The 12,435-nt window shown below is 51.0% G+C and carries 16 protein-coding genes; 13 read left to right on the top strand and 3 right to left on the bottom strand.

The window, feature by feature from the left end:
* Positions 1-2 precede the first annotated feature (2 nt).
* From KI809_RS02005 to KI809_RS01995, 3 genes are all read right to left on the bottom strand, one after another.
* Positions 3-1,274, bottom strand: a complete 1,272-nt coding sequence (locus KI809_RS02005) for a type II restriction enzyme NmeDI-related protein (protein WP_246559122.1) — start codon at positions 1,272-1,274, stop codon at positions 3-5.
* A 198-nt stretch (positions 1,275-1,472) separates the two neighbouring features.
* On the bottom strand, positions 1,473-1,649 hold the full coding sequence (locus KI809_RS02000; protein ID WP_214169836.1) for a PocR ligand-binding domain-containing protein: 177 nt from the start codon (positions 1,647-1,649) through the stop codon (positions 1,473-1,475).
* A gap of 118 nt (positions 1,650-1,767) precedes the next feature.
* Positions 1,768-2,790, bottom strand: a complete 1,023-nt coding sequence (locus KI809_RS01995) for a transglutaminase family protein (RefSeq protein ID WP_337833270.1) — start codon at positions 2,788-2,790, stop codon at positions 1,768-1,770.
* Positions 2,791-3,138: 348 nt separating this feature from the next.
* Here KI809_RS01995 and KI809_RS01990 point away from each other — a divergent pair, with 348 nt between their 5' ends.
* The 13 genes from KI809_RS01990 to KI809_RS01930 all read left to right on the top strand — a co-directional run bounded on the left by KI809_RS01990 (position 3,139) and on the right by KI809_RS01930 (position 12,304).
* Entirely contained in the window at positions 3,139-3,405 is a 267-nt protein-coding gene (locus KI809_RS01990) for a nicotinamide mononucleotide transporter (protein ID WP_214169835.1), read from the top strand.
* A 13-nt stretch (positions 3,406-3,418) separates the two neighbouring features.
* Entirely contained in the window at positions 3,419-3,850 is a 432-nt protein-coding gene (locus KI809_RS01985; protein WP_214169834.1) for a heavy-metal-associated domain-containing protein, read from the top strand.
* A 14-nt stretch (positions 3,851-3,864) separates the two neighbouring features.
* Positions 3,865-4,338, top strand: a complete 474-nt coding sequence (locus tag KI809_RS01980; RefSeq protein WP_214169833.1) for a DUF2318 domain-containing protein — start codon at positions 3,865-3,867, stop codon at positions 4,336-4,338.
* On the top strand, positions 4,338-5,498 hold the full coding sequence (locus KI809_RS01975; RefSeq protein ID WP_214169832.1) for an ABC transporter permease: 1,161 nt from the start codon (positions 4,338-4,340) through the stop codon (positions 5,496-5,498). Before KI809_RS01980 ends, KI809_RS01975 begins: the two co-directional genes overlap by 1 nt.
* Before the next feature lie 13 nt (positions 5,499-5,511).
* Positions 5,512-6,189: an ABC transporter ATP-binding protein gene (locus tag KI809_RS01970; protein WP_214169831.1), complete on the top strand. Its 678-nt coding sequence runs from the start codon at positions 5,512-5,514 to the stop codon at positions 6,187-6,189.
* A gap of 19 nt (positions 6,190-6,208) precedes the next feature.
* Complete coding sequence (locus KI809_RS01965; RefSeq protein WP_214169830.1) at positions 6,209-6,601, top strand: response regulator; 393 nt, start codon at positions 6,209-6,211, stop codon at positions 6,599-6,601.
* 35 nt (positions 6,602-6,636) lie between these two features.
* A complete protein-coding gene (flgC, locus tag KI809_RS01960) occupies positions 6,637-7,041 on the top strand; it encodes a flagellar basal body rod protein FlgC (RefSeq protein WP_214169829.1) in 405 nt (134 codons plus the stop codon).
* Between the two features lie 32 nt (positions 7,042-7,073).
* On the top strand, positions 7,074-8,003 hold the full coding sequence (gene cysK, locus KI809_RS01955; RefSeq protein ID WP_214169828.1) for a cysteine synthase A: 930 nt from the start codon (positions 7,074-7,076) through the stop codon (positions 8,001-8,003).
* Between the two features lie 15 nt (positions 8,004-8,018).
* Positions 8,019-8,594 carry a M23 family metallopeptidase gene (locus KI809_RS01950; RefSeq protein ID WP_214169827.1) on the top strand — a complete coding sequence of 192 codons (576 nt, stop codon included), beginning with the start codon at positions 8,019-8,021 and terminating at the stop codon, positions 8,592-8,594.
* Between the two features lie 34 nt (positions 8,595-8,628).
* Positions 8,629-9,183, top strand: coding sequence for an OsmC family protein (locus KI809_RS01945; protein WP_214169826.1), 555 nt, complete (start codon positions 8,629-8,631; stop codon positions 9,181-9,183).
* A gap of 23 nt (positions 9,184-9,206) precedes the next feature.
* Positions 9,207-9,710 (top strand): hypothetical protein, encoded by a 504-nt coding sequence (locus tag KI809_RS01940; RefSeq protein WP_246559121.1) that lies wholly within the window; start codon positions 9,207-9,209, stop codon positions 9,708-9,710.
* A 129-nt stretch (positions 9,711-9,839) separates the two neighbouring features.
* A complete protein-coding gene (locus tag KI809_RS01935; protein ID WP_214169825.1) occupies positions 9,840-10,949 on the top strand; it encodes an ATP-binding protein in 1,110 nt (369 codons plus the stop codon).
* Positions 10,946-12,304 carry a sigma-54-dependent transcriptional regulator gene (locus KI809_RS01930; RefSeq protein WP_214169824.1) on the top strand — a complete coding sequence of 453 codons (1,359 nt, stop codon included), beginning with the start codon at positions 10,946-10,948 and terminating at the stop codon, positions 12,302-12,304. The genes KI809_RS01935 and KI809_RS01930 overlap by 4 nt, the downstream gene beginning before the upstream one ends.
* Positions 12,305-12,435: the final 131 nt, after the last annotated feature.

Raw genomic sequence — 12,435 nt, 5'->3', positions numbered from 1 at the left:
CGTCATTTTGAGTTACAGCTTGCATCTTTTGCCAACTTGAACAGTATCCGGTAATCTTCACCGAATTTACACAGTCCGTGGCAATGTTCTTCCAACTCGCTAAACAGTATATACCTGAGTCCGATGCAGGTGCTGGTCTGGAACGAAGGGCGATTCAGTTGTGCCAGCACTTCCTTTTCCCGTTTATCGGGAGCTACCAGAAAAAAATCGTACTGTCGATCCCCGAGTGAAGAAGCAAGGTCCATTAGCCTCAGCATGCCAGAGTATATGGATGTGCTCTTTTCTATTTCGAATGCGCATTCGATCTTCTTGGAATCCCGTGAAACCCAGATGACGTCGATCAGAGAGACTGTTTTGGCCACCTCCGGCGGGAAGTCCAGTGGTGGCAGTTCCGGTAGTGTCAGAAACTGAAGTGACCGTCCGTTTAGCGATTTATTGCGATCATTGGTAGCAACGAAAACATCATAGCCAAGATCATTCCCAATGTCAGTCAGCAGAAACTGCATCCGCAGATGTTCATTTTCTTCCCGAATCTCTTCCTGTACTTCCTGATGTCGCTTCTTTAGGGCTTTTTCTCGCTTCGCTTTCTCAAATTGCAAAGAATTTTCCCAATTCTGGTCCAGAATGATCTTGCCGACGCCAACATCGAACAAGAGGCCAGAAATTGCCCCCAGATCCTTGGAAAGGCCAGGCTGAACCTTTTCATTGGTACTGATAACAGTTTCTCGCATCTCCAGGTAACTTGTCCAGGAGCCAAGCTTTTTCTTGTCGTCAAAAATAGCATTGAATCCGTTCAGCATGGCCGTATTGAAAGGTGGCATCAAGGTGGGGTGGAGGAAGTAGAGGATATTGGCTACTGAAGGTCCGAGTCCTTTTATGCCGCAACCGTCCAGGGTGAGGATCTCTTTGATTATTTTGTCAGCAGACCCGGCAGACAAACATGCCTCAAGAAAAGAACCGAATGCTCGTTTATTCTCATCGTTCTCGTAAATGTCCGGGATGCGCAGCTTCGGTTTCCAGTAAAATGGATGTGCCGCTCCCTCGAATACCTGTTTTTGCTCGGTAATAGAGGCCAGAACGACCTCTAGGGGCGACCCTTTAAAGTCGTTGCCAAAGGTCCCGCTCTTTATCGAGTCAACGATGGTTATCACTCCACGTCGGATGGAGCGAAACGCCTTCATGCGGGTGTCGTTGTCAATGAACCATGTGTTGTAGACTGACTCAGGATCGGCTTTGTAGAGTTTGGCAAGATTATTGATTTTCGTAATGCTCACGGGTGGAACTCCTTGTTATTTCAATCGCGCAGCCTTTGAAAAGGCCATACCGTAAATTGGATTCAACTTCTACGTGACAGAGAATTGCAAGGGTGTTAGTGAAGTGTCAGTGAGGCCGTGAGTACAAGTAACTTCACATTCCGCTGACCATATTCCAAACCTTTGGCGATAGTCCGGTCACTTTTCATGCAGAGTTTTTCAGTTTTCCGGGTTTACCCGGTGGAATTTGGTGCAGAGGTCCTGCCAGCCGGAACCGGTCAGAATTGTCCCCTCAAGGTCGATGATTGCCGAGGGGATGCCAGATACGACATAGAGATTGTCAAGAATGGTCTGTAACTTGGGTAAATCGAGTAGTTCAGTGATGCTGTGCTTCATGGTGCGCTCCAACCAGCTTCATGGCAGTGTTAATAAATCAACTCAAATGTACCATAAAGCATTGCCAAAGGAAGAGTGAACCAGTATTGAGAGAATTACGATTACAAATCTTACGAAATTACTTTTCTGTGTAGGTAATGGAATATTTGAATGATGCCGGGTCGAGCCAGTCGAGAACTTTGCCCCCAGTCCTGGCAAAGGGATACATGAAATAATTGAGCGGTCCGCCCGGTTGCGGAGGATTAAGAGTCAGATCTCTTCCAACTGACAGTTTGACCCGGTATGGATCGATGCCGCCCCAGAAATAGGCCCGGTATTCGGCGGTCTTTGCATCTTCCAGTTTCAGGTTCTCAGTCAACATCGCCTTACGCACATCGGCGGCATCAACCGGCACCCAGCCATAGCCTGGGAGGTAGAATTCCGCCCAGCAATGCTGCCAGGTCGTGATCTCCTCGCGGGCTTTTTTCCCCATCCTGATGCCGAAAACCTCGCGAGCCGGTACTCCGGCTGCCCGGGCCAGGGCAACAAAGAGTGAATGTATGTCGGCACATTTTCCACCAGGATTCTTTAACATTGCACATGCGTCACCAACTCCACAGCCTTTGGTTTTGGGGTCGCGGTAGGTATTTTCGCAGGTCCAGTCATATATTGCTTTGGCTTTTTCCAGCACGGTCCTCTTGCCTGCCGTTATCTTTGCGGCCTGTATCCATACTTCACCATCAATCGGCGCGGATTTCGTTGCACTCAGATACTGGGCGTAATCGGCAGGGTCCCAGACGGCTTCCTTGAGCGGGAAATCTCGGCGAATAACTTCTTTACGGTCTGCCTTGAACGAAAAGGTCAGTTTGCGGCTTGTAGCCCCTTTGTCCCAGCGGGCGTAGAGCATTGGTGTGCTGTAAGCGGTGTCAGTGTACACGGCCGACGCCGCATAATCTCCAATAATTTTCACTTCGCTAATGGTCTGATCGCGATCAGATACTGGATAAGGCAGCCATAACTCGGTCTCTGTAGTTGAGCTTTTATCAGACAGATCGAAAGTCATGGTGATAAGCCCCGAATGGCTTTTAGTCGGAGCTGCTACTCCTGGATGGGCCGATGTTAAACAGAACAGTGCTGCGGCAAGAATAGTAAATAATCGCACGGGGACCTCTCGTTCAGGGAATACAGAAAAACATATTAAATATCCGATCTGGATTTCTAAAGCAAATTCAAATTATCGATAATATGGATATCAATAATTGAGAATATCGATAGTACCTGTTTAGCGCCCATGTGAGATTGTTGTTGGCAATTGAATTTCAGACCCAAAACCTACCCCTACGTTGAAGAATATTCTGCACCATAGTTGATTATTCTCACTTCTTTGTATCAAGGTCCAGTCAGTGTAACACTGCTTAATCTCGCAATTATAGCAAGTTACATATAATCCATGAGTTGGCATGATCCTTGTTAATCATATAGAAACTCTATTGGCACAAGGAATTGTCGGATGACCATAACTAGCAACAGCACAATGAACATAATCGAATGGGTCGGGGTTACCAGTTCACTTGCGGGTTCACTGCTCAATGCCCGCGGTCATCGCTGCTCGTTTGTCTTCTGGACAATATCGGCAATCCTGTTGGGTTTTATTGCTTACAATCTTGGTCGTCCAGGCTGGCTGACATTGCAAGGAGTCGGAATTGCCATCAACGTGTATGGGTTAAGTAACTGGCAAGGGGATGCTCCTACGCTGGCTCTTGCACAACGTGACTAATCGGAGGCTCGTCATGACTGCAAAAAGAATTACAACCGCACTTCTCGTCATTATGTCCGTCACCATTCTGGTGGCTCTCGCGTTTCGCGTCAGCATCGGCGCCACTGCCGATTCAATCGCCGTGATGCGAACCACCGGCATGACCTGCGGCAGCTGCGCCAGCAAGATTTCCAAAGCGCTTGAGTCAGTGAAAGGGGTGGCGCTAACAGAGGTTGATGTGAGCGGAGGGTGGGTCATTGTCGGCTATGACACCAAGACGGTAAAACCTGAAACGCTGGCGGAAACGGTCAGGTCAACCGGGTATTACAGCCAGGTAACCGATGTCGTCACCCCTGAAGAATTTAAAAAAATAACCGGTCGTAATGTCGGGCAGAATGCCGCACCCAAAAAAGGTTGCTGTGGTGGCAATGGTGGCGGTTGCGGTTCCAACAACAAACCAAGCTGAAAAAGGAGCAGAAAATGGGAGCAATCAAGTCGAAGCAGATTGGCTGGGCGGTGGCAATAGTCGGAGCGGTGCTTATCGGAGCGGCAAGCGTCTTTGCCCTGAACATCCCTGGGCTGGGGAAGTCCCAGAAGGTCAAGGTGGTAAATGGAGCAGTCACTATCCCTGTTGCTAAACTGGCAGATGGTTCGGCCCAGTTCTACAAGTTCGAGGATGGCGGCAAAGAAATAACCTTCTTTGCGGTTAAGGCCGCTGACGGCAGCTTCAAGGCCGCCTTCGATGCCTGTGATGCCTGTTTCAAGTCAAGAAAAGGGTATGAGCAGCAGGGCGACAAGATGAACTGCAAGAACTGCAACCAGAAGTTCGCCATCAATCGCCTTGGTCCCAATGCCACCGGCGGCTGCAATCCCGGCTACCTGCCAAGCCAGGTCAGCGGTAACTCTGTAACTATCAAAGCAGATGATCTCAGGGCAGGCGTGAGGTACTTTTGATGCAACTGCACACGATTTCCATCAACAACCTGAAACGGCGCAAGGCGAAGATGGCGTTCCTGACCATCGGCCTGATGGTAGGGATCGCCACCATCGTTACTCTCGTAACCCTGACCCGTTCCATGTCCAGCGACATCGAGCGCAAGATGGACGAGTTCGGAGCCAACATCCTCATTACCCCGCAGAGTAACGGACTGGCCATGAACTACGGCGGCATCAGCCTGGGTGGGGTGACCTTTGATCAGCGAGAAATTCAGGAAGCTGATCTCGCCAAGCTCAAAACCATCACGAACCATAAGAACATCTCGACTGTCAGTCCCAAGGTGTTGGGCGGCATTAAAATCAACAATCACGATGTACTACTGGTTGGTGTTCATTTTGAGAATGAATTGAAGATGAAACAGTGGTGGAAGATCTTCGGTGATGCACCTAAAGCAGACAACGAGATATTGCTCGGCAGCGATGCGTCAAAGGTGCTCAATGTCAGTTCCGGTGACAGCATCGCGATAAAGGATGAGACCTTTAAAGTAGCAGGAGTCCTGGATCAGACAGGTTCGCAGGATGATGCTCTCGTTTTCACCAACCTGTCCAAGGCGCAGAAACTGCTTGGCAAGGAAGGAAAGATTTCCCTGGCTGAAGTGGCAGCGCTCTGCTCAGGTTGCCCTATTGGCGACATGGTCACCCAGATTGCCGAGAAACTGCCGGATGCCAAGGTGTCTGCAATCCAGCAGGTGGTTGAAGGACGTCTCAAGGCCCTGGACCAGTTCAAGCGCTTTTCTTACGCCATGGCCGGGGTGGTGGTGTTCATCGGCTCGCTGATTGTATTCGTTACCATGATGGGGAGTGTCAATGAGCGGACCACTGAAATTGGTGTCTTCCGGGCCATCGGTTTCAGAAAGAGCCACATCATGCGGATCATCCTGTTCGAAGCGGCCCTGGTTAGCCTTTTGGCCGGTTTTCTGGGGTATGCCTTCGGCTTGGGCGGCGCCAAACTGGCGTTGCCGTTCATGGCTGAAAGCAAGAACGCCCACCTGATTTTGGACACGACGGTAGCCTTTGGTTCTATCGGCCTGGCCCTGACTCTGGGCCTCCTGGCCAGCCTCTACCCGGCACTGCATGCCAGCAAGATGGACCCGACCGAAGCCCTAAGGGCACTTTAACTACGAGGAAATCATGGCACTCATCGAGATCAAGAATGTAAAGAAACAGTACACCAGTGGCGAAGACACGGTCGAAGCTCTGCGCGGTGTTGACATCAGTATAGAAGCAGGTGAATTCATCACCATCATGGGTCAGTCCGGGTCCGGAAAGAGCACCCTGCTGTCAGTTCTGGGCGGCATGAACCACCCCACCTCGGGTGAAGTCGAAATGGCCGGTGTCAAACTGTATCAACTGCCTGGCGAAAAGTTGGCTGACTTTCGTGCTCAGAACCTGGGATTTGTCTTCCAGTCCTTCAATCTGATCCCCTATCTGACCGCAATCGAGAACGTCATGCTGCCGCTGGCCATCGTCAAGATGAGCTCACCGGAAAAAAGAGCTGCAGCTCGTGCAGCCCTTGAAAGGGTCGGTCTCGGTAACAAGCTGGATCGCCTCCCAAACCAGCTATCCGGCGGAGAGCAGGAACGAGTTGCAATTGCCCGGGCAATTGTCAACAACCCCCACATTCTTCTGGCGGATGAGCCGACCGGTAATCTGGATTCCAAAACCAGTGAGGAGGTCATGGCTCTTTTCAGGGATCTCAATGTTGCCGGACAGACCGTTGTCATGGTAACCCATAACCCGGAGAACGGTGCTTACTCGGACCGAACGATCAACCTGAAGGACGGCATGGTACTTGAGGCGCACGCTTGACAAATGCCGGGGGGGGGGTATGAATGATGTTGGTATCCTGGTGGTTGACGATGACCGTGCCATTCTCCAAGTCATCGAAAGGATGCTCAGTCACTTCAAGGTCAAAGTTGACTGCGTTATGAGTGCTACAGAGGCACTTGACCGTCTGAAGACCAAAGACTACAGAACCATGATCACTGATCTGGATATGCCGGGAATAAATGGCTTTGAGCTGGCCCGAAGGGCTCGCAAGCAGTTTCCTGATTTAAATATTGTACTGTTTACCGGCAACACAACTGAGCAGATTATAAATCTGGCTCTTGACCCCAAGGTTTCGGACATATCCGAGGTCCACCGGAAACCATCCGGCCTTGGCGAAATGTTGCGGGGCATCATAAAGAGAGAAACCGGCAGGACTTTTTTACTGGAATAGATTCAGATTCTGACTAAATCATCAGGAGGCATTAAATGGATGCAATGGAAATAAGTGCTTCTGCCCTGACTGCGGAACGGACGCGGATGAATCTCATTTCGTCTAACATTGCCAACGCAAATTCCACCAGGACTCCTGAGGGAGGACCGTACCGCCGCAAAGATGCTGTCTTTTCAACCATGCTGGATAAAGCCAATGCCAATATGAGCGGAGGGGTAGAAGTCGTTGACGTTATCGAGGATCAGTCTCCTCCCCGTCTTCAGTACGATCCGTCACACCCCGATGCCGATACAAAGGGGTATGTGGCCTATCCGAATGTGAACGTGGTTGAAGAGATGGCCGACATGATAGCGGCGACCAGGGCCTATGAGGCAAACGTGACAGCAGCAAAGGCATCCATGGATATGGAGATGAAGGCTTTGTCGATCGGCTCAAAATAAATTCAGCACTATGTGCACATCAAGGAGAACGTATGCCCAAAATTTATAACAATGTGACTGACCTCATCGGTAAAACACCCTTAGTCAGGCTTCCTCATCTCACCTCAGGTCTGGTGGCAGACGTAATTGCCAAACTGGAATCCTTCAACCCCGGTGGCAGCGTCAAGGACCGGATAGGTTTTGCGATGATTTCGGCGGCAGAGGCAAGCGGGCGCATTAAGAAGGATACCGTCATCATCGAGCCGACCAGCGGTAACACCGGCATTGCCCTTGCCTTTGTCTGCGCCGCCAGGGGATACCGCTTGATCCTTACCATGCCAGACACCATGAGTGTAGAGCGTAGAAATCTGCTCCAGGCATACGGCGCAGAGCTGGTACTGACATCGGGCGCAAAGGGGATGATGGGGGCCATAAAAAAAGCCGAAGAACTGGCTGCCGAGACACCAAATTCATTCGTCCCTCAACAGTTTAATAATCCGGCAAACCCTCAAATTCACCGGATCACCACTGCCGAAGAGATTTGGGCGGACACGGATGGAAAGATTGACATCTTCGTCGCTGGTGTCGGCACCGGCGGGACCATAACCGGTGTTGGTGAAGAGCTCAAGAAACGCAAAGCCGGCATACAGGTCATTGCTGTCGAGCCTTTTGATTCACCGGTGCTTTCAGGTGGACAAGCTGGCCCCCACAAGATTCAGGGAATTGGTGCCGGATTCGTTCCTGAAGTTCTGAACCGTGAGGTGATCGACGAGATTTTCAAGGTCAAGAACGATGAAGCATTGGTAACCGCCCGTCGTATTGCCCGTGAAGAAGGTCTGTTGGTCGGAATATCTTCAGGCGCTGCCGCCTTTGCGGCCCTGGCGATTGCCAGACGACCGGAAAACAACGGGAAGATGATTGTCGTGGTTCTGCCGGACACCGGTGAGCGGTATTTGAGTACGACATTGTTCGAAGATCAATAACTAACGATGGTTGAAATGAAACTTCTTATCTCGGTGATAATCGCCTTGTTGACCATTCCGGTGATGGCTCTGGCAGACAATGACCTGCCAGTTGAGAACGGTGTTGTTACTTCCGGTGTGGGCTGGCGAATTGACCCCTTCGGCACTGGCAAACTTCACTTTCATCGTGGCATCGATATCGCTGTGCCGGTCGGCACGCTAGTTCGTGCTACCCGTCCAGGACGGATACTGTTTGCCGGAGAGAGAAGTGGCTACGGCGCTACCGTTATTGTCGAGCATGGCAATGGCGACCGTACCTTGTATGGACACAACTCCCTGGTCAGGGTCACGCCGGGTGAACTGGTAGAGGCGGGAACCGTACTGGCGTTCTCCGGCAACAGCGGTCGCTCGACCGGGCCCCATGTTCACTTTGAGCAGATCGCCAGCGGGCGACCTGTCATTGAAGAAGAGATGGGAAAAGAAGAAGCGGCAGGATCGCAGCTTGCTGCTGGTAACAAGCAACGTTATCTGTTGGAGCAAAAAATGGAAGATTCTGTGAATTCCATTCTCCGGACACTCAGCAGATCCGCACTGTCAGGGCAAGGCGGCTAATGAATGTAATTATCAACCGACAATGGGAGACTACATGTCAGACAAAAGCATTAAAGAGTCAGTAGAACACCTCATAGCAACGGTTAAATCGAATCCAAAACTCGCCAATTCCGTTTTCCGGGCATCGACCTATTCAGACAACCCTGGATTCACCGTCCGCTCGGAGATTCGTGGCTTTACCGTCCACATTGACGAGCCACGGGATCTTGGAGGCAGTGACACGGCACCCAATCCGGTTGAACTGCTTCTTTCTGCTCTGGGAGGGTGCCAGGAGATCGTCTATCGGGCCTTCGCAGCGGTGCTGGGGGTCGATATCCAGAGTATTGAAGTCCATGCCAAGGGAAACATCGATCTTCACGGTTTTCTGGGGCTGGCGGAGGTTCCTGCCGGATTCTCCTCAATCAGTTTTACCACCCGGATTGTCTCGTCGGCTTCACCGGAAAGTATCAGTCAGCTCGTAAAACTGGTGGAGAAACATTGCCCGGTGCAGGATACATTGGCCCGGCCCATTCCAGTAAGCGGAAAAGTAGAACTATTGCACCCTGGCGATCCTGCCGGTGCAGTTGAGATCATAGCATCGTCTGTCTGACAACAAACAACGGAGTGCCTATCATGAAAAAACTGATCCTGTTTCTCTTGTTGATGTCTCTTCCCTCCGCAGCTTTTGCCCTTGAGCAGAGCTTCACTCAGCAAGGACTTAAAGCAACGGTCAAACTCTCACCGGACAAAATCGAACCAAATGCAACTGTTCAGCTTGCGCTTTCGCTGAGCAAGGACGGAATCCGCCTTACCGATAGAGATGTAACTCTTGAGATCTATGAGCAAGATGCAGAACAGCCACTTATCAAGCGTCAGGTCGATCTGCTCGATAACGAGTATGTCGATTCCTGGAAATTCGAGAAACCTGGTGACTACAGGGTGGCGGTAAAGATCGCGGATCGCCAGAATCAGTCAGAACTGATCCAGTACGAAGTGAATGCAAGTGTCACAAATGCCGGCAGTGAACACGATGGACACGGCTTTTTCTCCCATCATTTCGGTGGCGGTAAATGGGGTTGGTGGGGTTCTGGTTTCATGCTGCTCATGATGGTTCCCATGATGCTTCTTATTCTGTAAATCATGTTAGCCAGAAAGTTACTTTTACTATGTGCTTAATATCAGGCGGTTAATTGTAATTTCATTGTTATGCGGTAAATATTTAATGATCTGAATTGACGTGCTCGTTCTTCTGGAGACAACCTCTGCATGGAAAAATCATCGATTCTTCGTCCAGTTATTCTCTTTTTTTTCATCATTGTCATCAGTCTTCTTCATTATCTGACCCCCCTCCATCTTCCGTACCTGCACGACATTTTCCAGCGGCTCTATTACCTGCCGATAATTCTGGCAGCACTCTGGTTCGGTTTCCGTGGTGGTTTATCGTGCGCGGTCGTCGTCAGTATCGCCTATGCACCCCATCTTCTTTTCCAGTGGGGCGGCCACCTGACCATGGAGATGGAGAAATATCTGGAAATACTGATGTACAACATCGTTGGTGGGGTCACTGGCCTGTTGTCCCAGCGGGAGCGGGAAAAGACCGTTGAATTGCAGAAAACCGCCCGGGGGCTGGAGGAGTCGTATCAGAAACTGCAACACCAGTCGGAGCGGATCATCACCATTGAAGAGCAGTTGCGCCGGGCTGAAAAACTCTCCACCCTGGGCGAGATGGCAGCCGTACTGGCCCACGAAATCCGCAACCCGCTCGGTTCCATCCGGGGCACCGCCGAGATATTGAAGGATGACTACAAACCGGGCGACCCCAAACATGAATTCATAGAGATCCAGATTAAGGAAACCGAGCGGCTGAACCGGGTGGTAGAGGACTTTCTACACATGGCGCGCCCACAACCGGCTGACATGAAGCCTTGCCCAATACAGGAGGAGTTGGAGACGATAGTGACGTTGGTTGCGAACGATGCCAGGGAGCGGAACATCAAGCTCGTTGTGCAGCCTCCTCCTTCTCCAATTATTATCAAGGCCGATGGCGAGAAGCTCCGTCAGGGATTTCTCAATATTATCATCAATGCGCTGCAAGCCACCAAACCAGGCGGCAGCGTGATCATCGCCACGAAAACCTATGCAAACGGTTTGTGCGAGATTCAGTTCCGCGATACCGGTTCGGGAATGGACGAGGAGACCCGGAAAAGGATCTTCGAGCCCTTTTTTACCACCAAACCGGATGGTACCGGGTTGGGGCTGGCAATCACCAAAAAGATTATCGAGAGCAATGGCGGCACATTACTGGTCGAAAGCGAAGCTGATCACGGAACGACTGTCATCGTCAGGTTGCCGCAACCGACGGGAGAGAAATCATGAAACAGAAGATACTGGTCATCGACGACGACAACTCGCTGCGGCGGGTACTGGAATACAATCTCCAGGAAGAAGGTTATGAGGTGCAGGCCGCTTCGTCCGGCGAAGAAGGTTTGTACTGGTTCGGCCAATCCCGCCCCGACCTGGTTATTACCGACATGAACATGACTGGAATGGACGGACTGATGGTGCTCAAGTCCATCAAGGAGCGTTCGCCAGAGACGCTGGTCATCATCATCACCGCCTTTGGCACCGTTGATGTTGCCGTGGAGGCGATGAAAAGTGGAGCATACGACTACATCACCAAGCCGTTCAACAGGGATGAACTCAAATTGACCGTTAAAAAGGCACTCCAGTTTAACGGACTCACTGAAGAGAATAAGCGCCTGAAGAGCGAATTGTCGGACAAGGCCGACTTCCGCACTATTGTGGGGCAATCAAAAGAGATGGAAAAAGTCTTTACGGTAATCCGCAAGGTCGCCGATACGGATGCATCGATTCTGATCACCGGGGAATCCGGCACCGGCAAGGAGTTGGTAGCCCGCTCCCTGCACGCCAACAGCTCCCGTCGTGAGGCGCCGTTTGTGGCCATCAACTGCGCTGCCATCCCCCGCGATCTGCTTGAAAGCGAGCTGTTTGGCCATATGAAAGGCGCCTTCACCGGCGCAATCAAGGATAAAACCGGCAAGTTCCAACTGGCGGACGGGGGTACCCTGCTTCTGGATGAGGTGGGTGAACTGCCGCTGGAGTTGCAGCCAAAACTGCTCAGGGCCTTGCAGGAAAAGGAAGTGGAGCCGGTCGGCGGAACCAAAGTCGAAAAGGTGGATGTCCGGATTGTCGCCGCCACCAACCTGAATATCGATAAGGCGATTGCTGACGGCACCTTTCGTGAGGATCTTTATTATCGACTGTCGGTCATCCCGATGCATCTCCCGCCGCTACGTGAGCGGCGTAAGGATATCCCGCTGCTGATCCGCTATTTTTGCACCAAGCACGGCAGCGATAAGGTGTCCTTCGACAAGGATGCCCTGCATACTCTGGTCATGTACTCCTGGCCTGGGAATGTGCGAGAGCTGGAAAACAGTGTCGAACGGCTGCTTATAATGCGTAACAGTGATGAAATCAGCCTTGATGAGTTGCCGGAGAAATTCAGTGTGAATAGTGTTTCAGGGAATGCGATCATAAAACTGCCTGACGAAGGGTATTCTCTTGAGCAACTGGAGCGGGAAGTTGTCGTCGAAGCTTTGGAGCGCAACGCCTGGAACCAGACCGCTGCTGCACGTTTTTTGAAGATTCCCCGACATACGCTCATCTACCGGATCGAGAAATACGGCATAGTTCTGCAAGGTCATAATTAGTTGATAAAATACCATTAAAGAAAGCTCAATGATTTACGATTATATAACATGTGCTTTAGTCGGAATTACACAGCAGAATATTCGTAACATTGTGAAGGATATTCAGCAGTATTTTTTAGGGCTAGGTCAAA

Source organism: Geoanaerobacter pelophilus, from assembly GCF_018476885.1.
GTDB classification, from domain to species: Bacteria; Desulfobacterota; Desulfuromonadia; order Geobacterales; family DSM-12255; genus Geoanaerobacter; species Geoanaerobacter pelophilus.
Note: the sequence above shows the minus strand (reverse complement) of the source record. Positions and strands in the feature narration are given on the sequence as shown.

Excerpts from the sequence above, each read along its gene's own strand:
- KI809_RS01935 (WP_214169825.1), top strand. The coding sequence starts at position 9,840 with ATGGAAAAATCATCGATTCTTCGTCCAGTTATTCTCTTTTTTTTCATC.
- KI809_RS01940 (WP_246559121.1), top strand. The coding sequence starts at position 9,207 with ATGAAAAAACTGATCCTGTTTCTCTTGTTGATGTCTCTTCCCTCCGCA.
- KI809_RS01965 (WP_214169830.1), top strand. The coding sequence starts at position 6,209 with ATGAATGATGTTGGTATCCTGGTGGTTGACGATGACCGTGCCATTCTC.
- KI809_RS01950 (WP_214169827.1), top strand. The coding sequence starts at position 8,019 with ATGAAACTTCTTATCTCGGTGATAATCGCCTTGTTGACCATTCCGGTG.
- flgC (WP_214169829.1), top strand. The coding sequence starts at position 6,637 with ATGGATGCAATGGAAATAAGTGCTTCTGCCCTGACTGCGGAACGGACG.
- KI809_RS01945 (WP_214169826.1), top strand. The coding sequence starts at position 8,629 with ATGTCAGACAAAAGCATTAAAGAGTCAGTAGAACACCTCATAGCAACG.
- KI809_RS01990 (WP_214169835.1), top strand. The coding sequence starts at position 3,139 with ATGACCATAACTAGCAACAGCACAATGAACATAATCGAATGGGTCGGG.
- KI809_RS02000 (WP_214169836.1), bottom strand. The coding sequence starts at position 1,649 with ATGAAGCACAGCATCACTGAACTACTCGATTTACCCAAGTTACAGACC.
- KI809_RS01985 (WP_214169834.1), top strand. The coding sequence starts at position 3,419 with ATGACTGCAAAAAGAATTACAACCGCACTTCTCGTCATTATGTCCGTC.
- KI809_RS01970 (WP_214169831.1), top strand. The coding sequence starts at position 5,512 with ATGGCACTCATCGAGATCAAGAATGTAAAGAAACAGTACACCAGTGGC.
- KI809_RS01975 (WP_214169832.1), top strand. The coding sequence starts at position 4,338 with ATGCAACTGCACACGATTTCCATCAACAACCTGAAACGGCGCAAGGCG.
- cysK (WP_214169828.1), top strand. The coding sequence starts at position 7,074 with ATGCCCAAAATTTATAACAATGTGACTGACCTCATCGGTAAAACACCC.
- KI809_RS01930 (WP_214169824.1), top strand. The coding sequence starts at position 10,946 with ATGAAACAGAAGATACTGGTCATCGACGACGACAACTCGCTGCGGCGG.
- KI809_RS01980 (WP_214169833.1), top strand. The coding sequence starts at position 3,865 with ATGGGAGCAATCAAGTCGAAGCAGATTGGCTGGGCGGTGGCAATAGTC.